Here is a 20249-nt window from a genome sequence, read left to right as displayed (position 1 = left end):
TGAACCGTTTTCCCCCGCCTCCGCTCTCCCGGAGTCGCGACCCAAAGGATCCAGACAGATGAAGCAACGTGTGACCAAGGCCGTCTTTCCCGTCGCAGGACTTGGAACGCGCTTTCTCCCCGCCACCAAGTCGGTGCCGAAGGAGATCATGACGCTGGTGGATCAGCCGTTGATCCAATACGCGATCGACGAGGCACGCGCCGCCGGGATCGAGGAGTTCATCTTCGTCACTGCGCGCGGCAAGTCGGCGCTCGAGGATTACTTCGACCATTCGCCCGAACTCGAGGCGCGGCTTGCCGAGGATGGCAAGGACAAGCTCCTCGAAGTGCTGAAATCCACCTACATGCCCTCGGGCGCGATCGCCTATATCCGCCAGCACCAGGCGCTGGGCCTCGGTCACGCCGTGTGGTGCGCCCGCAACCTGATCGGCGAGGAGCCCTTCGCGGTGATCCTGCCCGACGACGTCATCGCCGCCGAGAAGCCCTGCCTGCAGCAGATGGTCGAGGCGCATCGCGAGACCGGCGGCTGCATGGTCGCGGCCATGGAAGTGCCGAACGAGCGCACCTCCTCCTACGGCGTGCTCGACGTGGAGCCGGGTTCGGGCAATGCGATGAAGGTGCGTGGCATGGTCGAGAAGCCCAAGCCCGCCGACGCGCCCTCGAACCTCGCGGTGATCGGTCGCTACATCCTGTCGCCCGAGGTGATGAAGCATCTCGATTCGGGCGAGAAGGGCGCCGGCGGAGAGATCCAGCTCACCGATGCCATCGCCAAGGAGATCGAGGGGCCGCGCGGGGTCTATGGCTACCGCTTCGCGGGCGAGCGTTACGATTGCGGCTCCAAGGCCGGCTTCCTGCAGGCAACCGTGGCCTTCGGCCTCGCGCGCGAGGAACTGCGCGACGAGTTCAGCCAGTATCTCCAGGAGATGATGGCGTTCCGCAGCGCTGCCCAGTAAGGGTTTGCCCCCCACGGCGCTGGTCCTCGACCTGACGCGGCTGGCCAGTCGGGCCGGCCGCACCCGGACCGGCGTCGACCGGGTCGAGCGGGCCTGGCTCGAAGCCTGCCTCGCAGATCCGCGCCCGGTCTTCGGGCTGCTGCGCACGCCCATCGGGTTCGCGCTGCTCGACCGAAGCGGCATGGCGCGTTTCGCAACCGCATCCGACATCGACGACTGGGGTGCGCCGGGCGCGGTGGCCGGGCTGTTTCGCCGGCTCGATCCACCGCGCCGCGCGGCGCAGGGACATGTCCGCCGCCTTGCGCTCGCGCGCAGCAGCCGGCCCGGTCTGGGTCGTATGCTGCTGCGACACCTGCCTTCGGGCGCCCTTTACCTCAATACCGGGCATGCCGATCTCGACGCCGCGGTGATGCAGGCGATGCGCGGCGCGGACGCCCGTATCGCGGTCCTGATTCACGACACCATCCCCCTCGACCTGCCCTGGGCCGCGGGGCCGGGCACGGTGCGGCGCTTTGCCGAACGGCTGTCGGTGACGGCCCGCCATGCCGACCGGGTGATCGCCACGGCCCGGGCGACGGCCGCCGATATCGAGGGGCATCTGCGGCGGCTGGGCCGGGTGCCCGAGTTGGTCGTGGCCCCGCTCGGCGTCACGCCCGCTTCTCCCGACCGCACCGCGCTGCCGCCGGATCTCGATTTGTCGCGCCCCTACATGCTGACGTTGGGCACGATCGAGCCGCGCAAGAACCACGCGCTGCTGCTCGATGTCTGGGAGCGGCTGGGTCCGGAGGCCCCTCAGCTGCTGATCTGCGGCGCCCGCGGTTGGAACAACGCGGCGGTGTTCGAGCGGCTCGACCGCGGCGTGCCGCGTGTCACCGAACTGGCGGGGCTGTCCGACGGGGCCATCGCGGCACTTATCGAGGACGCACGTGCCCTGCTATTCCCCTCGCTGGCCGAGGGGTACGGGCTGCCGCCGCTCGAGGCGCTGAGCCTTGGCTGCCCGGTGGTGTGTAGCGATCTCGCCATCGCTCGCGAACTGATGGGCGGGCGTGCCGTTTACTGCGCCCCCACCGATCGCTACCAGTGGGAACAGGCGGTTCGGGCGCTGGCGTTGCCCGGCGCCGCGCGGCCGCCGCGCCTTTCCCCGCCCGGCTGGGAGGCGCATGTCGCCCGGGCACTGGCCGGGCTCTGATCGGCGGAAAGGGAGCTGCGCGTGAAGGCCTGGCAGGCATACCGGCTGAGACTGCAGCGCAGACGCTGGCGGCTCCGGGCGCTTCGCAAGCGGCGCGAACTGACGACGGTGGTCGATCGCACCCGCGCGATCCGACCGGCCGACATCCTGATCTTCACCACCCTGCGCAACGAGAACGTGCGGCTGCCGCATTTCCTCGACTATTACCGCCGGATGGGCGTCGGGCATTTCCTGATGGTCGACAATGGCAGCAACGATGGCGGCGCTGAATATCTCGCCGCGCAGGAGGACGTGTCGCTGTGGCGCAGCGACGCCAGCTACAAGCGCGCCCGCTTCGGGGTCGACTGGCTGAACTGGCTGGCGCGGCGGCATGGCCATGGCCATTGGTGCCTGACCGTCGATCCCGACGAGCTGCTGGTCTACCCGTTCTGCGACACGCGGCCGCTAAAGGCGCTGACCGACTGGCTCGACGCCTCCTCGATCCGCAGTTTCGGGGCGATGCTGCTCGATCTCTATCCCAAGGGGACGATCGGCGCGCAGCCCTATGAGCGGGGCGGCGATCCGCTCGAGATCGCCTGCTGGTTCGATCCGGGCAATTACAGCCTGTCGCGCAATGAGACGTTCGGCAATCTGTGGATCCAGGGCGGACCGCGGGCGCGGATGTTCTTCGCGCAGGAGCCGTGGCGCGCCCCGGCGCTCAACAAGATCCCGCTGGTGAAGTGGGACCGCCGCTACGCCTATGTCAGCTCGACCCACATGCTGCTGCCGCGCGGGCTCAACCTCGTCTATGACGAGTGGGGCGGTGAGAAGACCAGCGGCCTCCTTTTGCACACCAAGTTTCTCGACGGTTTCGGGGCCAAGGCCCGCGAGGAGCTGCAGCGGCGTCAACATTACGCCGCAAGCGCCGAGTACAAGGCCTATGCCGCCGGTCTGGAGGCGGACCCGGAACTGTGGTGCCGATGGAGCGAGAAATACATCAACTGGCGCCAGCTCGAGGAGCTGGGGCTGATGTCGCGGGGCAACTGGACGTGAGCTTCGGGGTGGTGATCCTGGTGCACACCGCGCTGGGACGCGCGGCGCAGGTGATCCGGCACTGGGCACGGTCGGGCTGCCCGGTGGCGGTGCATGTCGACGCCGCCATGAAACCCGCCCGCTACGCGCGCTTTCGCGCCCAGTTCGACGACCTCTCCGACCGGGTCCTGTTCTGCGAGCGGCATCGCTGCGAATGGGGCGGCTGGGGCATCGTCGCGGCGACCCAATCGGGCGCGGCGCTAATGCTGGAGCGGTTTCCAGATCTGGGGCACGTCTATCTCGCTTCGGGCGCCTGCGTGCCGTTGCGCCCGGTGGCCGAGCTCGACGCCTATCTGCGCGACCGGCCCGGCACCGATTTCATCGAGAGCGCCCGGGTGGCGCATGTGCCGTGGACGGTGGGCGGCCTCTCGGAGGAGCGATTCACCCTGCGCTTTCCGTTCTCGTGGAAGCGGCAGCGCTGGCTGTTCGACCGCTACGTCGCGTTGCAACGGCGGCTGGGGGTGCGGCGGCGGCTGCCCGAGGGGCTGGAGCCGCATATCGGCTCGCAATGGTGGTGCCTGAGCGCGGCCACGCTGCGGGCGATCCTGTCGGACCCGCAGCGCCCGGCGCTCGATCGCTACTTCCGGCGGGTCTGGATCCCGGATGAGAGCTATTTCCAGAGCCTCGCGCGGCGCTGGTCGGGACGGATCGAGAGCCGGTCGCTGACCATGTGCAAGTTCGACTTCCAGGGCAAACCGCACCTGTTCTACGACGACCACCTGCCGCTGCTGCGCCGCTCGGACTGCTTCGTGGCGCGCAAGATCTGGCCCCGGGCCGAGGCGATCTATGCGCAGATGGAGGCGGGCGGGCACCCGGCCGGCGCGGCCGAGCCGGCGCCGGCACGGATCGATAGGGTCTTCGCCGAGGCGACCGAGCGGCGGGTGCGCGGCCGGGCCGGGCTCTACATGCAAAGCCGCCTGCCGCATGAGGGATGGGAGAACGGCTTCACCGCCGCGCCTTACGGCGTGCTGGAGGGGTTCGCCGAGCTCTACGAGGGTTTCGGAGCGTGGTTCGCCAAGGCCAGCGGCGCCACGGTGCATGGCCATGTCTTCGCGCCCGAGGGCGCCGAGTTCGAGGATGGCGCGTCGATCTGGCGCGGCGCCCTCGCGGCGGCGCCCGAGCTGCGCGACCACAACGCGCAGCGCTTTCTCACCAACCTGATCTGGAACGGCCGGGCAGGGCGGCAGGTGTTCCAGTTCGGCCCGCGCGACAGCCAGTTCGTGAGCTGGGACATCGCGAAGGATCCCAACGCCCGGATCGGCGTGATCTCGGGGGCCTGGGCGGTGCCGCTCTTCGCCTCGGGCCTGCCGGTGGCGCGGCTCAAGGACGAGGCGGCACGGCTGCAACGGGTCGAGGCCGATCACCTAGAGGCGCTGCGCTCGCCCCATGCCAAGGCCCGGGTGCGGGTCTGGACGCTGGCCGAGTTCCTCGAGACACCGGACGAGGCGCTGGCGCGGATCCTCGCCGATATCGCGCCCGGTCGCACCGGGCCTCTGCCCGCGCCTCCCGCGCTGCGCCCGCTCGAAGGCTTTGGCCGGTTCCTGCAGGAAATGCGCAACCAGGGCATGCACCCCTACCTGACCGGCGACGTCCCGGCCGAGCCGCCGGCGCCACGCCAGCCGGCCCCCAGACCCTATATCGTGAGGCCGCATGGCTGAGTTCGACAGTTTCGTGGTGCTGGCCGAGATGCGGACCGGCTCCAACTTCCTCGAAGCCAACCTCAATGCGCTCGACGGGGTGCGTTGCCACGGCGAGGCGTTCAACCCGCATTTCATCGGTACGCCGAAGGATGCGCCGATCCTCGGCACCGACCGCGCGGCGCGCGATGCCGATCCATTGGCGCTGCTGGCGCGGCTGCGGGCAGCGCCGGGGCTCAACGGTTTCCGCTATTTCGGCGATCACGATCCGCGCATCTTCGACGCGCTGATGGCCGAGCCCCGCATCGCCAAGATCGTGCTGACCCGCAACCCGCTCGACAGCTATGTGAGCCACCGAATCGCCACCGCCACCGGGCAGTGGAAGCTGACCGATCCGCGCCACGCCAAGGCGGCGCTGGTGCGCTTCGAGCCGGAAGGTTTCGCCGCGCATCTGCAGCGTCTGCGCGAGACCCAGGGCCGCATCCGGGCGGCGCTGCAGCGCGGCGGGCAGACGGCGTTCCACCTCGGCTACGAGGATCTGCAGGAGGTCGAGATCCTCAACGGCCTTGCTGCCTGGCTGGGGGTCGAGGCGCGGCTCGAAGGGCTCGATCGCAGCCTCAAGAAGCAGAACCCCGGCAGCGTCACCGACAAGGTGGAGAACCCCGAGGAGATGCGCGAGGCGCTGGCGGGAGTCGACCGGTTCGACCTCGACCGGACGCCCGAGTTCGAGCCGCGCCGGGGACCGATGGTGCCGCGCTACTTTGCCGCGGCGCGCCGCGGGTTGCTCTGCATGCCGCTGAAATCGGGGCCGGAGGCGGCGCTTGCGGACTGGCTTGCGGCGATCGACGGCGCGCCGGTGCGCACGGGCTTCACGCAAAAGACGCTGCGCGACTGGCAGCGCGGCCATCCCGGCCACCGCAGCTTCACGGTGCTGCGCCACCCGGTGGCCCGCGCCCATGCGGCCTTCTGCGAGCGGATCCTGGCACGCGGACCGGGCAGCTTCGCCGAGATCCGCGAGACGCTGCGGCGGCAGTTCGCACTGGAGATCGACCCGGCCGCCGAGGGGCCGGATCCGGACCCGGCGCGGCACCGCGCGGGGTTTCTTGCCTTTCTGGGCTTCCTGAAGGCCAATCTGGGCGGGCAGACCGCGATCCGGGCCGATGCCGCATGGGCCAGTCAGGGCGCGCTCCTGCAGGGAATCGCCGGTTTCGACAGCCCCGATGCGGTGCTGCGCGAGGCGGATCTGGCGCGCGACCTGCCTTGGATCGCCGCACAGGCCGGCTGCGAGGCGCCGCGCTGGGCAGGGGGTTCTGACCCGTGGCAGGCGGCACTGGCCGCGATCTACGATGCCGAGATCGAACGCGCGGCGCGCGCGGTCTATGGCCGCGATTACAGCCGGTTCGGCTTCGAGGACTGGCAGCCGCTGGAGGGCTGAGGCCGCTCAGGCGGCCTGCGTGGCGGGGCCTTCGGTCAGGATCGCGTGCAGCGTGCCGATCTCGGCATTGGCGCGCAGTTTCTGGCAGGTGGCGGCGTCGCGCAGGGTGCGGGACACCAGCGCCAGCGCCTTGAGGTGCTCGACGCCGCTGCCGCCGGGCGCCAGCAGGCAGAACACCAGATCGACGGGCTGGCGGTCAACCGCGTCGAAGTCCAAGGGCTTTTCCAGCCGGATGAACAGGCCGCGCACCCGCTCGACACCTTCGAGCCGGGCATGCGGCAGGGCCACGCCGTGGCCCACGCCGGTGGGGCCCAGCGCCTCGCGTTCGAGCAGCGCCTCGACCACGCGGCCCGGCGGCAGGTCGTAGCAGCTCTCAGCGAGGTCCCCGAGATCCTGGAACAGGCGTTTCTTGGAGCTGGTGGAGGCCAGCAACTTCACGCCCTCGACGGGAAGGATCTCGGAAATCTGCATAGGGAGTCCCCTGTCTGCGAGGCGGGCTCGGAGAGCCAGGTTCGTGGTCCCTCCTAGCCGATGTTACGCGGGTCGATCCACCCGAAATTGCCGTCGTCGCGGCGATAGACCACGTTGATCCCGCTATGCTTCTCATTGCGGAAGACCAGCACCGGCGCATCCGCCAGCTCCAGCTGCATCACCGCTTCGCCGACCGACAGCTCCGGGATCTTCGATTCCATCTCGGCCACGATCATCGGCGCGAGGCCGTCCTGCTCGGATTCGTCCGAATCCCCGCCGGCGGCGAGGATATAGGAGCCCGCGAGAGATTGTTCAACCGGGTTCGCACGCGCCTTGTGGTGGTCCTTGAGGCGGCGCTTGTAGCGCCTGAGTTGCTTGTCCATCTTTTCGCAGCAGGCCTCGAAGGCGGCGTAGATCTCTGTGGCGCGGCCGGTGGCCTGGGCGTTGAGGCCGGTCGAGAGGTGCACCACGGTCTCGCAGACATGCTCATGGCCCGAGCGCGAGAACACCACGTTGGCGTCCGTCGGCCGACCCGCATACTTGGCGACCGTGGCACCGAGCTCGGTCTGCACGTGAGTCTGCAGCGCCTCGCCGATCTCGATCTGCTTGCCGGTGATCTGGTAGCGCATGGAGGTCTCCTTCAAGGGCGCGGCACAATGGCGGCGCGCGCCCGGGGCGCGCCGATGCCAAGGGCCGGCGGGGGGGTGGGGATGAGTGGACCCGGCTTGCCGCAGGGCCGGTCCGGCCCGTCGTGTCGGAGCCATAACGGCCTGTGGACAAGTGCGGTGGGTCTGCGTCATCGAGTCCCATCTCGCCCGATCGGCCCCCGGCTTGTCAACGCTGCCGTTGCAGCGGAGATCAGCCGATCCGGAAGCCCTGACCAAGATAGACCCGGCGCACGTTCTCGTCGCGGATCACTTCTTCAGTGGTGCCCGACATCAGCACGTGGCCGTCATGCAGGATATAGGCGCGATCGACGATGCCGAGGGTCTCGCGCACGTTGTGATCGGTGATCAGCACGCCCAGCCCGCGGGTCTTCAGCGCCGCCACGAGGTCGCGGATCTCGCCCACGGCGATCGGATCGACCCCGGCGAAGGGCTCGTCGAGCAGCACATAGCGCGGGTTGGCGGCGAGGCAGCGGGCGATCTCGACGCGGCGTCGTTCGCCGCCCGACAGGGCCAGTGCCGGGGCGCGGCGCAGATGGCCGATCGAGAAATCCGAGAGCAGTTCCTCGAGCCGCTCGCGGCGGGAGGTGCGGTCGCGCTCGGCGATCTCCAGCACCGCGAGGATGTTGTCCTCGACGTTGAGGCCGCGAAACACCGACATCTCCTGCGGCAGGTAGCCGATGCCGAGCCGGGCGCGGCGATACATCGGCAGCAGCGTCGCGTCGCGGCCCTCGATCGTTACCTGTCCGCCCTCTGGCGTGACCAGCCCGGCGATCGAGTAGAAGCAGGTGGTCTTGCCCGAGCCGTTGGGGCCCAAGAGCGCCACCACCTCGCCGCGGTCGAGATGCAGCGACACGTCGCGGATCACCGGACGCTTGCGATACGACTTGCGCAGGCCGGTGACCTGCAGGCCGCCGCTGCCGGGGGTCAGTTCAAGGGCGGGGCGGGAGGTCACTGCGCCGGCTCGATGACGCTGCGCACGCCGCCGGTCAGCTCGGCGGTGCCGGCAGCGAGGTCGATCGACATGTTCTGCGAGGACAGCGCCGTGCGGCCCTGCGTCAGCAGCACGTCGCCGGTCAGCAGCAGCGTGCCGCCGGCGATGTCGTAGACCGCGCTCTGGGCCTCGGCGGCCTCGGTGGCGGTGACGAAGGTCACGCCGCCCTCGGCCTCGAGCCGGGCGATATCGCCCGTGGCCTCGTCATAGATGACCTCGACCGTGGCGGCGGAGATCTTCATCTCGCCCTGACCGATGCGGACATCGCCCACGAAGGTGGCGCGGCCGGTGGCCTGATCGACCGAGAGGCTCTCGGCGGTGATCTCGACCGGCGCGTCGGGGTCGGCGTCGAGCCCGCCAAGGGCCATTTGGGTCTGGGCCGCGGCGAGGCCGGGCAGGAACAGGGCGATCGTCAGCAGCGTGGCGGTCAGGCGGGTCATCGGTTCTCTCCTCGGCTCGCCGGATCATATAGCAGCCGGACGCCGCCGGAGAACACCATGTGCGGAACACCGCCCTCGGGCAGGGTGGTGCGCATCTCGGCGGCGGTCAGCTCGCCGAACGGCGCGGTCACCACGATCTCGCCTGTCGAGACCAGCCCGCCGGTGGCGAGATCGGCCTCCATCGTCGGGGTCTCGACGCTGTAGCCGCGGCTGTCGAGGATCGAGACGCCGCCATCGAGCCGCAGTTGCGCGCGGCTCGGCTCGACCTCGCCGCGCGCGGCGCTGAGATCGACCCGCGCGGTGCCGGGGCCCTCGATGCTGCCGCGCGGTGCGACCACGATGTAGACACCGTCGGCGCCGGCACGGGGCCGTACGGTATCGGCCTCTACCGCGATCGCCGCGCCGCTTTCGGTGCTGCCGGCGAATCGCGGCGCGCTGACCCGCTGTTCGGCGGCGATCGCCTCGATCTCGGCGAAGGGGATCTCGCCGGGCCGGGTGGGGCTACGGGCGATCAGGAACAGGGTCGAGAGCAGGATCAGCCCGACCAGCGGCAGCAGCACCTTGGCGCGGCCGATGAAACGCGAATAGGCGTTGTCGCGGGCATGCATTCAGGCAACGCCGGCCCGCAGGCAGTCATGGATGTGCAGGATTCCCAAGGGACGCCGCGCGGCGTCCTCATCATCCACGACGAAGAGGCAGGTGATCTTGCGCTCGTTCATCTGCGCGAGCGCCTCGGCGGCGAGCGCGTCGGGGCGGATGGTGCGCGGCGCAGGCGTCATCACCTCGTCCGCGATGTGGTCGAGCAGCCCGTCCATGTGCCGCCTCAGATCGCCGTCGGTGACGATTCCCACAAGCCCGCCCGACGCGTCGGTCACGCCGACCACGCCGAAACCCGCACCGGTGATCGCCAGCAGCGTCTCGGCCATCGGCGTGTCGCGCGCGACCAGCGGCAGTTCGTCGGCGCCATGCATCAGATCACGCACCCGCGCCAGCCGGGCGCCGAGCTTGCCACCGGGATGAAAGGCGCGGAAATCGGCCGCGGTGAAGCCGCGCCCGCGCATCAGCGCGATGGCCAGCGCGTCGCCCAGCGCCAGCGTCATGGTGGTCGAGGTGGTCGGCACCACGCCGATGCCGCAGGCCTCGGGCAGGGCGGGCAGCGTGATCGCGATGTCGGCCTGGGTCATCAGGGTGCTCTGGGGCCGGGCCGCGACGCCGATCAGCGGGATGCCGAATCGCCGGGTATGAGCGACGAGATCGGCGAGCTCGGGCGTCTCGCCCGAATTCGACAGCACCAGCACCACGTCGCCCTTGGAGATCATGCCGAGATCGCCATGGCTGGCCTCTGCAGGATGCACGAAGGAGGCGGGCGTGCCGGTCGAGGCAAAGGTGGCCGCGATCTTGCGGGCGACATGGCCGGACTTGCCCATGCCCGAGACGATTACCCGGCCGGGCGCGGCCCGGATCGCCTCGAGCGCCTGCGCAAAGCCGCCATCGAGCCCGCGTGCCAGTGCGGCGAGGCCCGCAGCCTCGTCGCCGATCACTTGGCGTGCGACCGTGAGGTCGTCGGAGCGTTGTGCCTCGTCGGTCATGTCAGTGCGAGAAGATGTCGGCATCAGCCCATCCCGCCAGATCGAGCGCCGCGCGCGTGGGCAGGAAGTCGAAGCAGGCCTGCGCCAGTTCGACGCGACCTTCGCGCGCGAGCCGGGCATCGAGCGCGTCGCGCAGCCGATGCAGGTACAGCACGTCCGAGGCGGCGTAGTCGAGCTGCGCCGAACTCAGCTCCTCGGCCCCCCAATCGGATTGCTGCTGCTGCTTGGAAATGTCGACGCCGACGAGTTCCTGCAGCAGGTATTTGAGGCCGTGCCGATCAGTGTAGGTGCGGATGAGCTTCGAGGCGATCTTGGTGCAGTAGACCGGGCGCGCGGTGGCGCCGAAGGCGTACAGCATCGCGGCGATGTCGAACCGGCCGAAATGGAACAGCTTGAGCACCTGCGGGTCTTCGAGCATCCGGACCAGATTCGGTGCCGCGTTCTGGCCGGGGCGGACCTGGATCATGTGGCAGTCGCCGTCGCCCGCCGACATCTGCACGAGGCAGAGCCGATCGCGCACCGGGTTGAGACCCATGGTTTCGCAATCGATGGCAACGACAGGGCCGAGATCGAGCCCGTCCGGTAGATCGTCTTGATATAGGTGGTTCGCCACGAGACCCTCGCTTTCATGCGGGAGGGATGGTGCCCAGGAGAGGACTCGAACCTCCACGTCCTTTCGGACACTGGCACCTGAAGCCAGCGCGTCTACCAATTCCACCACCTGGGCAGGTCGTGTGAGGGGCGATCTACGGAATGGCGCGGGGGGTGTCAACGGGCCTTCGCGGGTTTTTTGCGCTGCCGCGGCGGAAGCCCGTCGAGCCGCCCTGCGGCGCCCCTTGCCGTCGCCTTTAGTGGGCCTCCGGATCGGCGCTTGTCCGCATCCGCCCCGGCGGGTAAACCGCGAGGCATCAAATTACCTCAATCAGGGCGGGGCCGATGACCGGACTTGTGACCATCTACGGCGGATCGGGCTTCCTCGGGCGCTATATCACGCGTCGGATGGCGCAGCAGGGCTGGCGCGTGCGCGTGGCCTGCCGCCGTCCCGAAGAGGCGCTCTTCGTGCGCACCTACGGCGTGGTGGGGCAGGTCGAGCCGGTGCTGTGCAACATCCGCGACGACAACAGCGTGCGCGCGGCGCTGACCGGGGCCGAGGTGGTGATCAACTGCGTGGGCGTGCTGGCCGAGCAGGGGCGCAACACCTTCCAGGCCGTGCAGGCCGAGGGTCCGGAGCGGATCGCCCGGCTCGCCGCCGAGGCGGGCGTGGCGCGCATGGTGCATGTCTCGGCGATCGGCGCCGATGCCGAGTCCGAGAGCGGCTACTCCCGCTCCAAGGCCGAGGGCGAGGCGGGCGTGCTGCGGCACATGCCGCAGGCGGTGATCCTGCGCCCCTCCGTCCTGTTCGGTGCCGAGGACGGGTTCTTCAACCGCTTCGCCGCCATGGCGCAGTTCTCGCCGGTGGTCCCGCTGGTCGGGGCTGACACCCGGTTCCAGCCGGTGCATGTCGACGACGTGGCCCATGCCGCCGAGATCGCGGCCGAGGGCCGCGCCGCGCCGGGCGTCTACGAGCTGGGCGGGCCGGACGTGCACAGCTTCCGCGAACTCATCACCCAGATGCTGCACATCATCCGGCGTCGCCGGATCGTGCTCGGCCTGCCCTTCGGAATCGGCCGGCTGATGGCCAGCGTCGGCCGGGTGGTGCAGATGCTCAGCCTCGGTCTGGTACGCGCGCCGATCACCGTTGATCAGGTCGCCGATCTGCGTCGCGACAATATCGTGAGCACACGTGCAAAGGGATTCGCCGATCTCGGCATCAACCCGCGCGCGATGGAGGCGGTGCTGCCGGACTATTTGTGGCGGTTCCGCCCCTCGGGGCAGTATCTGGCCATCAAGGAATCGGCGCGGAACCTGCGCCACCACTAACGGACGGACATCGCCATGACTGGAGAGACGATTCTCCTGCCTCTCCTGCTCGGTCTGCTGGAGGGCCTGACCGAGTTCATCCCGGTCTCCTCGACCGGTCACCTGCTGATCGCCGGGCATTTCCTCGGCTTCGAGAGCGCCGGGCGCACCTTCGAGGTGGTGATCCAGCTCGGCGCGGTGCTGGCGCTGCTGACGCTCTATTTCACCCAGCTCTGGGGGGTGCTGCGCGCCGCGCCGCACGACCCGGCCGCGCGCCGCTTCGTGGCGGCGGTGCTGATCGCCTTTCTTCCGGCGGCAGTGATCGGCGTGCTGGCGCATGACCTGATCAAGACGGTGCTGTTCGAAACCCCGGCGCTGATCGCCGTGATGCTGGTGCTGGGCGGGGTGGTGCTGCTCTTCGCCGACCGCATGGCCCCGACGCCGCGCTACGAGGATGCGACGCAGCTGCCGATCAAGACCGCGCTGGCGATCGGGATGTTTCAGGTGCTGGCGATGGTGCCTGGCGTGTCGCGCTCGGGCGCGACCATCGTCGGCGGGCTGTCGATGGGGGTCGGCAAGCGCGCAGCAGCCGAGTTCTCGTTCTTCCTGTCGATGCCGACCATGGCCGGGGCGGTGGCCTACGACCTGTTCAAGAACCGCGACGTGCTCGATCTCACCGCGATCCACGAGATCGCCATCGGCTTTGCCATGGCCTTCGTGGCGGGGGTGGTCGTGGTGAAATGGCTGCTCGGCTACGTCTCGCGGCATGGATACGCGTTGTTCGGCTGGTGGCGAATCATCATCGGCCTGCTGACTCTGGCCGGTCTTTTCATGGTCTGAGAGGGTTATGGGTCAGCACGGTTTACTAATTATTTGCATGAGCTAGCCATTCGGCTAAGGAACTCGACCGCTTAAGCGGCAAATAAGTCAGTCGTGCTGCCTTTTCATCGCGGCAAGCTTCGGATATGCCCTCGGCGAGCCCAGCCAGAGGGAGACGAGCCATGGCCGAAAACAAGATGCTGAAATTCGTGTCGGTGCCGCGCGACATGCCGGAGAAGCGTCTGGCCACTGCCCGGCGCGAGGACTTCCGCGAGATCTACGCCGAGTTCGCCCGCGACAAGGCGGCCGAGCAGTCGAGCCGCTGCAGCCAGTGCGGCGTGCCCTACTGCCAGACGCATTGCCCGCTGCACAACAACATCCCCGACTGGCTGCGCCTGACCGCCCAGGGCCGTCTGCAGGAAGCCTACGAGGTCTCCCAGGCGACCAACACCTTCCCCGAGATCTGTGGCCGTATCTGCCCGCAGGACCGGCTCTGCGAGGGCAACTGCGTGATCGAGCAGTCGGGCCATGGCACGGTCACCATCGGCTCGGTCGAGAAATTCATCACCGACACCGCCTGGGACGAGGGCTGGGTCCAGCCGATCCGCCCCGCGCGCGAGCGTCCCGAGAGCGTCGGCATCATCGGCGCGGGCCCCGGCGGTCTGGCTGCCGCCGACTACCTGCGCCGCGCCGGCGTGCAGGTCACGGTCTATGACCGCTACGATCGGGTCGGCGGGCTGATGACCTATGGCATCCCGGGCTTCAAGCTCGAGAAGGAGGTCGTGGATCGCCGCACCAAGCAGTTCGAGGAGTCGGGCGTCGAGTTCGTGCTGAACTGCAAGGTCGGCGAGGACATCTCCTTCGACGCCATCCGCGGCAAGCACGACGCCGTGCTGATCGCCACCGGCGTCTACAAGTCGCGTGACCTGCCCGACAGCGACCATAACGGCGTGGTCCGCGCCATCGACTACCTCACCGCCTCGAACCGCAAGAACTTCGGCGACGATGTGCCGGAATACGACAGTGGCGAGCTGAACGCGGCCGGCAAGAAGGTCGTGGTGATCGGCGGTGGCGACACCGCCATGGACTGCGTGCGCACCGCGATCCGTCAGGGCGCGGAAAGCGTGAAGTGCCTCTATCGCCGCGACCGGGCCAACATGCCGGGGAGTCAGCGCGAGGTCGCCAATGCCGAGGAAGAGGGCGTCGAGCTGGTCTGGCTGTCGGCCCCTAAGGGCTTCGAATGCGACGCGCAGGGCGTCAGGGGCGTCCATGTCCACAGGATGCGCCTCGGCACGCCCGACGCCACCGGCCGTCGCATGCCCGAGAAGATCGAGGGCGCGGATTACCTCGAAGAGGCCGATCTGGTGATCAAGGCGCTCGGCTTCGAGCCCGAGGACCTGCCGACGCTTTGGGGTGTCGAAGGTCTCGAAGTGACCCGCTGGGGCACCGTGCGGGCCGAGTTCGGCACCGGCGCCACCTCGCTCGACGGCGTCTTCGCCGTGGGCGACATCGTGCGCGGTGCCTCGCTCGTGGTCTGGGCGATCCGCGACGGGCGTGACAGCGCTTCGGCGATCGTCGAGTATCTCGACCAGTCGGCCAGCGCCGGCGTCGCCGAGTGATGCGGGCGGCGGGCCGCGCGCCCGCCCCCTTCGTGTCCCTCGTGCTCCGGCCCATGGGCCGGCGCGTTCCGACCCGGTCATTTACGTCCCGATCACGGAGACTGCCATGAAGACGCCTATCGCCCTCCTGCTCTGCGCGCTGCCCGTCGCGGCCGGCGCGCAGGCGCCGCGTCAGGTGACGCTGCCCGAGGGTTGCACCGCCGAGATGACCGTGCAGACGGCGAGCTGCACCGTCTCGCATCATTTCACCTGCGAGGGTGATCCGGAGGGCTGGCGCCGCCGGGTCGATCTCGACCTCGAAGGGGTGAGCTATTTCGGCGCGATCGACGGCGAGACCCAGTGGGTCGAAAGCGTCTATCCGCGCGCCAACCGCGCCGAGCGGCTCGGGCCCGACCCGGCCGACCCGGCCTCCTTCTCCGAGCTGGTCGAGACCGGCGCCGATTCCTTCGACTTCACGACGCTGTCGGACGAGGTGGGCGAGACCCGCTATGTCGGTTTCGACAGCCTTACCGGCGAGACCGTCACCATCGACGGCGTCGAGCTGGACCGCACCGAGTACGAGGTGCGGGCCATCAGCCCCGACGGCGAGGAAATGTGGCGCAGCGCCGGCTACGAGTTCATCGACCGCGCCCGCCGGATCTTCCTCTCCGGCGAAAGCGAAGTGACCGGCCCGGAGGGCTCGTTCAGCTCCGACGACCGGCCGGTCGAATTCATCTTCCCGGACGAGCCGGGCTTCCTCTCGTCCCATCCCAAACACGGCTGCGGCGCCACCATGTCGAAGGCCCCCGCATCCCCCGCCAAGGAGACCGCCCATGACCAACTTTGATGCCGCCTGGGTCGCCGCCGAAGAGGCCAAGCGCAAGTTCATGGCCGAGAACGGCCTCTACCGCGAGGATGACGAGCACGCCTCCTGCGGCGTCGGCCTCGTCGTCGCGATCGACGGCAAGCCGCAGCGCGCCGTGGTCGAGAAGGGCATCGCGGCGCTCAAGGCGGTCTGGCACCGCGGCGCGGTCGACGCCGACGGCAAGACCGGCGACGGCGCCGGCATCCACGTGCAGATCCCGCGCGCCTTCTTCGAGGACCAGATCCGCCGCACCGGCCACGAGCCGATGGCCGATCGCCGCATCGCGGTGGGCCAGGTCTTCCTGCCGCGCAACGATTTCGGCGCGCAGGAGACCTGCCGGACCATCGTCGAGACCGAGGTGCTCCGCATGGGGCACTACATCTATGGCTGGCGCCACGTGCCGGTCGACATCACCTGCCTCGGCGAGAAGGCCAACGCCACCCGTCCCGAGATCGAGCAGATCCTGATCCGCTGCGAGAAGGACATCGACGAGGAGCAGTTCGAGCGCGAACTCTACATCATCCGCCGCCGGATCGAGCGCGCCGCCACCGCGGCCGGCGTGCGCGAGCTCTACCTCGCCTCGCTGTCCTGCCGCTCGGTGATCTACAAGGGCATGATGCTGGCCGAGCAGGTGGCGGTGTTCTACCCCGACCTGATGGACCCGCGCTTCGAGAGCGCCTTCGCGCTCTACCACCAGCGCTATTCCACCAACACCTTCCCGCAGTGGTGGCTGGCCCAGCCCTTCCGCATGCTTGCCCATAACGGCGAGATCAACACGCTGAAGGGCAACATCAACTGGATGAAGAGCCACGAGATCCGCATGGCCTCTTCGACCTTCGGAGAGATGGCCGAGGACATCAAGCCGATCGTGCCGCAGGGCTCGTCGGACTCGGCCGCGCTCGACTCGGTGTTCGAGGTGCTGGTCCGCGCCGGGCGCAACGCGCCGATGGCCAAGACCATGCTGGTGCCCGAGGCCTGGTCCAAGAGCCAGGTCGAGATGCCCCAGGCCTGGCAGGACATGTATTCCTACTGCAACGCGGTGATGGAGCCCTGGGACGGTCCCGCGGCGCTCGCCATGACCGACGGCCGCTGGGTCTGCGCCGGTCTCGACCGCAACGGCCTGCGCCCGATGCGCTATGTCGTCACCGGCGACGGGCTTCTCGTCGCGGGCTCCGAGGCCGGCATGGTGCCGGTCGACGAAGCCAGCGTCGTCGAGAAGGGCGCGCTCGGGCCGGGCCAGCTGATCGCGGTCGACATGACCGAGGGCCGGCTGTTCCACGACAGCGAGATGAAGGACAAGCTCGCCGCCTCGCAACCCTTCAGCGAGTGGATCGAGAAGGTCGTGAACCTCAACGACATCCTGCGCGACGTGCCCGAGGAGCCGCTCTTCGAGGGCCACGAGCTGCGCAAGCGCCAGATCGCGGCCGGCTACTCGATCGAGGAGCTGGAGCAGGTGCTCGCGCCGATGGCCGAGGACGGCAAGGAAATGATCGCCTCGATGGGCGACGACACCCCCTCCGCCGTGCTCTCGACCAAGTACCGGCCACTGTCGCACTTCTTCCGGCAGAACTTCAGTCAGGTCACCAACCCGCCGATCGACAGCTTGCGCGAAAGCCGGGTGATGTCGCTCAAGACCCGTTTCGGCAACCTCAAGAACGTGCTCGACGAAAGCTCCTCCCAGGCCGAGATCCTGGTGCTGGAGAGCCCGTTCATCGCCAATGCCGAGTTCGACACCATGGTCGAGCAGTTCGGCGACCAGGTGGCCTTCATCGACTGCACCTTCCCGGCGGGCGGCGCGCCTGACGGGCTGCGCGCGGGCCTCGAGCGGATCCGCGCCGAGGCAGAGGACGCGGTGCGTTCGGGCGCCGGGCACATCGTGCTCACCGACCAGCACCAGGACGAGGACAAGGTGGCGATGCCGATGATCCTCGCCACCTCCGCCGTGCACAGCTGGCTGACCCGCAAGGGTCTGCGCACCTTCTGCTCGGTCAACGTCCGCTCGGCCGAATGCATCGACCCGCATTACTTCGCGGTGCTGATCTCCTCGGGCGCGACCACGGTGAACGCCTATCTCGCGCAGGACAGCCTCGCCGATCGCCTCAACCGCGGCCTGCTCGAGGGCACGCTCACCGACATCATGCGCCGCTACCGCGACGCGGTCGATGCGGGCCTTCTGAAGATCATGGCCAAGATGGGCATCTCGGTGATCTCCTCCTATCGCGGCGGCCTCAACTTCGAGGCCGTGGGCCTGTCGCGCGCCATGTGCGCCGAGTACTTCCCCGGCATGCACAGCCGCATCTCGGGCATCGGCCTGACCGGCATCCAGAAGAAGCTCGAGGAGGTGCACGCCAAGGGCTGGACCAAGCCGGGCGCCGATCTCGGCACGCTGCCGATCGGCGGCTTCTACAAGTCGCGCCGCTCGGGCGAGAAGCACGCCTGGGAAGCCACCACCATGCACATGATGCAGGCCGCCTGCGACCGCGCCTCCTTCGAGTTGTGGAAGCAATACGCCGCGACCATGCAGGCCAACCCGCCGATCCACCTGCGCGACCTGTTGGCGATCAAGCCGATCGGCGAGGCGATCCCGATCGAGCAGGTCGAGAGCATCACCTCGATCCGCAAGCGCTTCGTCACGCCGGGCATGTCGCTGGGCGCGCTGAGCCCCGAGGCGCACAAGACGCTCAACGTCGCGATGAACCGGATCGGCGCCAAGTCCGACTCGGGCGAGGGCGGCGAGGATCCGGCGCATTTCCTGCCCGAGGCCAACGGCGACAACCCGTCGGCCAAGATCAAGCAGGTGGCGTCGGGCCGCTTCGGCGTCACCGCCGAATATCTCGGCGCCTGCGAGGAGCTGGAGATCAAGGTGGCGCAGGGCGCCAAGCCCGGCGAGGGCGGCCAGCTTCCGGGGATGAAGGTCACCAAGCTGATCGCGCGGCTGCGGCATTCGACGGAAGGGGTCACGCTGATCTCGCCGCCGCCGCACCACGACATCTACTCGATCGAAGACCTCGCGCAGCTGATCTACGATCTCAAGCAGATCAACCCGCGCGCCAAGGTGACGGTGAAGCTGGTGTCGTCGTCGGGCGTCGGCACGATCGCCGCCGGCGTGGCCAAGGCCAAGGCCGACGTGATCCTGATCTCGGGCCATAATGGCGGCACCGGTGCCTCGCCGGCGACCTCGATCAAGTATGCCGGCCTGCCCTGGGAAATGGGTCTCACCGAGGCGCACCAGGTGCTGTCGATGAACAACCTGCGCGACCGGGTGACGCTCAGGACCGATGGCGGGCTGCGGACCGGCCGCGACATCGTCATGGCGGCGATGATGGGGGCCGAGGAATACGGCATCGGCACCGCCGCGCTGATCGCCATGGGCTGCATCATGGTGCGCCAGTGCCAGTCCAACACCTGCCCGGTGGGGGTCTGCACCCAAGACGAGGCGCTGCGTCAGAAGTTCACCGGCAACGCCGACAAGGTGGTGAACCTGATCACCTTCTATGCCCAGGAAGTCCGCGAGATCCTGGCCTCGATCGGCGCGCGTTCGCTCGACGACGTGATCGGCCGGGCCGACCTGCTGACGCAGGTCAGCCGTGGCTCGGCGCATCTCGACGATCTCGACCTCAACCCGCTGCTGATCACCGTGGATGGCACCAACCGCATCCGCTACGACCGCAACAAGCCGCGCAACGAGGTGCTCGACACGCTCGACGCCGAGATCGTCAAGGATGCCCGCCGCTTCCTCGAGGATGGCGAGAAGATGCAGCTGCAATACGCGGTGCAGAACACGCACCGCACCATCGGCACCCGGACCTCGGCGCATATCGTCGAGAATTTCGGGATGCGGAACCAGCTGCAGCCCGACCATTTGACCGTCAAGCTCACCGGCTCGGCGGGCCAGTCGCTCGGCGCCTTCGCGGCCCCCGGCCTGAAGCTCGAGGTTTCGGGCGACGCCAACGACTATGTCGGCAAGGGTCTCTCGGGCGGCACCATCGTGGTGCGCCCGGCGATGGCGAGCCCACTGGTGGCCTCGGAGAACACGATCATCGGCAACACCGTGCTCTACGGGGCGACGGCGGGCTACCTCTTCGCCGCCGGCCGCGCCGGCGAGCGTTTCGCGGTGCGCAACTCCGGCGCGCATGTGGTGATCGAGGGCTGCGGCACCAATGGCTGCGAATACATGACCGGCGGGGTCGCGGTGATCCTCGGCTCGATCGGCGCGAACTTCGGCGCCGGCATGACCGGCGGCATGGCCTATCTCTACGATCCCGAGGGGCTGGCCGAGCCGCTGATGAACACCGAGACGCTCGTCACCTGCGGCGTCACGGTCGAGCATTGGGAAAACCAGCTCAAGGGTCTGATCGAGCGCCACCAGCTCGAGACCGGCAGCCGCAAGGCGGCCGAGATCCTGCAGCACTGGGACAGCGAGAAGCACAACTTCCTGCAGGTCTGCCCCAAGGAGATGCTGCGCCACATCCCGCACCCGCTCACGGTCGAGAAGGTGGCCCTGCCGGCCGAGTGACGGCCAAGGCGAGATCGAAAACGGGGGCCGGCGCGGCGACGCGCCGGCCCCGCGCCGTTTTGGGGCAGGGGAACTTGGCGCGGTCTGGCGCGTAATCCCTGCGCCGCGC

The 20249-nt window shown here is 68.8% G+C and carries 17 protein-coding genes and 1 tRNA gene; 10 read left to right on the top strand and 8 right to left on the bottom strand.

The annotated features are described in order from the left end of the window. Nucleotides 1-58 precede the first annotated feature (58 nt). Genes galU through T8T21_RS10815 form a run of 5 tightly spaced genes read left to right on the top strand, consistent with a single transcriptional unit; the run spans nt 59 to nt 6284 of the window. Nucleotides 59-952, top strand: a complete 894-nt coding sequence (gene galU, locus T8T21_RS10835) for a UTP--glucose-1-phosphate uridylyltransferase GalU (protein WP_322335598.1) — start codon at nt 59-61, stop codon at nt 950-952. A 4-nt stretch (nt 953-956) separates the two neighbouring features. Continuing rightward, entirely contained in the window at nt 957-2141 is a 1185-nt protein-coding gene (locus T8T21_RS10830) for a glycosyltransferase family 4 protein (protein ID WP_322335597.1), read from the top strand. Between the two features lie 21 nt (nt 2142-2162). Further along, on the top strand, nt 2163-3173 hold the full coding sequence (locus T8T21_RS10825; protein ID WP_322335596.1) for a glycosyltransferase family 2 protein: 1011 nt from the start codon (nt 2163-2165) through the stop codon (nt 3171-3173). Further along, complete coding sequence (locus tag T8T21_RS10820; protein ID WP_322335595.1) at nt 3170-4870, top strand: DUF5927 domain-containing protein; 1701 nt, start codon at nt 3170-3172, stop codon at nt 4868-4870. The genes T8T21_RS10825 and T8T21_RS10820 overlap by 4 nt, the downstream gene beginning before the upstream one ends. Continuing rightward, nucleotides 4863-6284 carry a nodulation protein NodH gene (locus T8T21_RS10815; RefSeq protein ID WP_322335594.1) on the top strand — a complete coding sequence of 474 codons (1422 nt, stop codon included), beginning with the start codon at nt 4863-4865 and terminating at the stop codon, nt 6282-6284. The genes T8T21_RS10820 and T8T21_RS10815 overlap by 8 nt, the downstream gene beginning before the upstream one ends. Nucleotides 6285-6290: 6 nt before the next feature. On the opposite strand, the gene T8T21_RS10810 is transcribed toward T8T21_RS10815, so the two are convergent. The 8 genes from T8T21_RS10810 to T8T21_RS10775 all read right to left on the bottom strand — a co-directional run bounded on the left by T8T21_RS10810 (nt 6291) and on the right by T8T21_RS10775 (nt 11170). Beyond that, nucleotides 6291-6755, bottom strand: a complete 465-nt coding sequence (locus T8T21_RS10810; RefSeq protein ID WP_183470411.1) for a PTS sugar transporter subunit IIA — start codon at nt 6753-6755, stop codon at nt 6291-6293. A gap of 53 nt (nt 6756-6808) precedes the next feature. Continuing rightward, nucleotides 6809-7384 (bottom strand): ribosome hibernation-promoting factor, HPF/YfiA family, encoded by a 576-nt coding sequence (gene hpf / locus T8T21_RS10805; protein WP_183470412.1) that lies wholly within the window; start codon nt 7382-7384, stop codon nt 6809-6811. Nucleotides 7385-7613: 229 nt separating this feature from the next. Continuing rightward, nucleotides 7614-8375, bottom strand: a complete 762-nt coding sequence (gene lptB / locus T8T21_RS10800; RefSeq protein ID WP_322335593.1) for an LPS export ABC transporter ATP-binding protein — start codon at nt 8373-8375, stop codon at nt 7614-7616. After that, a complete protein-coding gene (locus T8T21_RS10795; RefSeq protein ID WP_322335592.1) occupies nt 8372-8854 on the bottom strand; it encodes an LptA/OstA family protein in 483 nt (160 codons plus the stop codon). Before T8T21_RS10795 ends, lptB begins: the two co-directional genes overlap by 4 nt. Further along, nucleotides 8851-9462, bottom strand: a complete 612-nt coding sequence (locus T8T21_RS10790) for a hypothetical protein (RefSeq protein ID WP_322335591.1) — start codon at nt 9460-9462, stop codon at nt 8851-8853. Before T8T21_RS10790 ends, T8T21_RS10795 begins: the two co-directional genes overlap by 4 nt. After that, the gene (locus T8T21_RS10785) at nt 9463-10443 is read right to left on the bottom strand and encodes a KpsF/GutQ family sugar-phosphate isomerase (protein WP_322335590.1); all 981 of its coding nucleotides are present in this window, start codon (nt 10441-10443) and stop codon (nt 9463-9465) included. It abuts the gene before it with no gap. Between the two features lies 1 nt (nt 10444). After that, on the bottom strand, nt 10445-11056 hold the full coding sequence (locus tag T8T21_RS10780; protein WP_322335589.1) for a ribonuclease D: 612 nt from the start codon (nt 11054-11056) through the stop codon (nt 10445-10447). Nucleotides 11057-11083: 27 nt separating this feature from the next. Beyond that, a tRNA-Leu gene (locus T8T21_RS10775) sits at nt 11084-11170 on the bottom strand. A gap of 209 nt (nt 11171-11379) precedes the next feature. On the opposite strand from T8T21_RS10775, the gene T8T21_RS10770 reads away from it, so the two are divergent. The 5 genes from T8T21_RS10770 (at nt 11380) to gltB (ending at nt 20140) form a co-directional block, all read left to right on the top strand. After that, nucleotides 11380-12363 carry a complex I NDUFA9 subunit family protein gene (locus T8T21_RS10770; protein ID WP_322335588.1) on the top strand — a complete coding sequence of 328 codons (984 nt, stop codon included), beginning with the start codon at nt 11380-11382 and terminating at the stop codon, nt 12361-12363. A gap of 15 nt (nt 12364-12378) precedes the next feature. After that, nucleotides 12379-13182 carry an undecaprenyl-diphosphate phosphatase gene (locus tag T8T21_RS10765; protein ID WP_183470423.1) on the top strand — a complete coding sequence of 268 codons (804 nt, stop codon included), beginning with the start codon at nt 12379-12381 and terminating at the stop codon, nt 13180-13182. A gap of 161 nt (nt 13183-13343) precedes the next feature. Continuing rightward, nucleotides 13344-14780: an NAD(P)-dependent oxidoreductase gene (locus T8T21_RS10760; protein WP_322335587.1), complete on the top strand. Its 1437-nt coding sequence runs from the start codon at nt 13344-13346 to the stop codon at nt 14778-14780. Between the two features lie 106 nt (nt 14781-14886). After that, nucleotides 14887-15606: a hypothetical protein gene (locus T8T21_RS10755; protein ID WP_322335586.1), complete on the top strand. Its 720-nt coding sequence runs from the start codon at nt 14887-14889 to the stop codon at nt 15604-15606. Continuing rightward, nucleotides 15593-20140, top strand: coding sequence for a glutamate synthase large subunit (gltB, locus tag T8T21_RS10750; RefSeq protein WP_322335585.1), 4548 nt, complete (start codon nt 15593-15595; stop codon nt 20138-20140). Before T8T21_RS10755 ends, gltB begins: the two co-directional genes overlap by 14 nt. Nucleotides 20141-20249: the final 109 nt, after the last annotated feature.

The sequence above is a fragment of the Limimaricola variabilis genome (assembly GCF_034371605.1).
GTDB lineage: Bacteria > Pseudomonadota > Alphaproteobacteria > Rhodobacterales > Rhodobacteraceae > Limimaricola > Limimaricola variabilis.
This window is presented reverse-complemented; position numbering and strand designations above follow the sequence as displayed.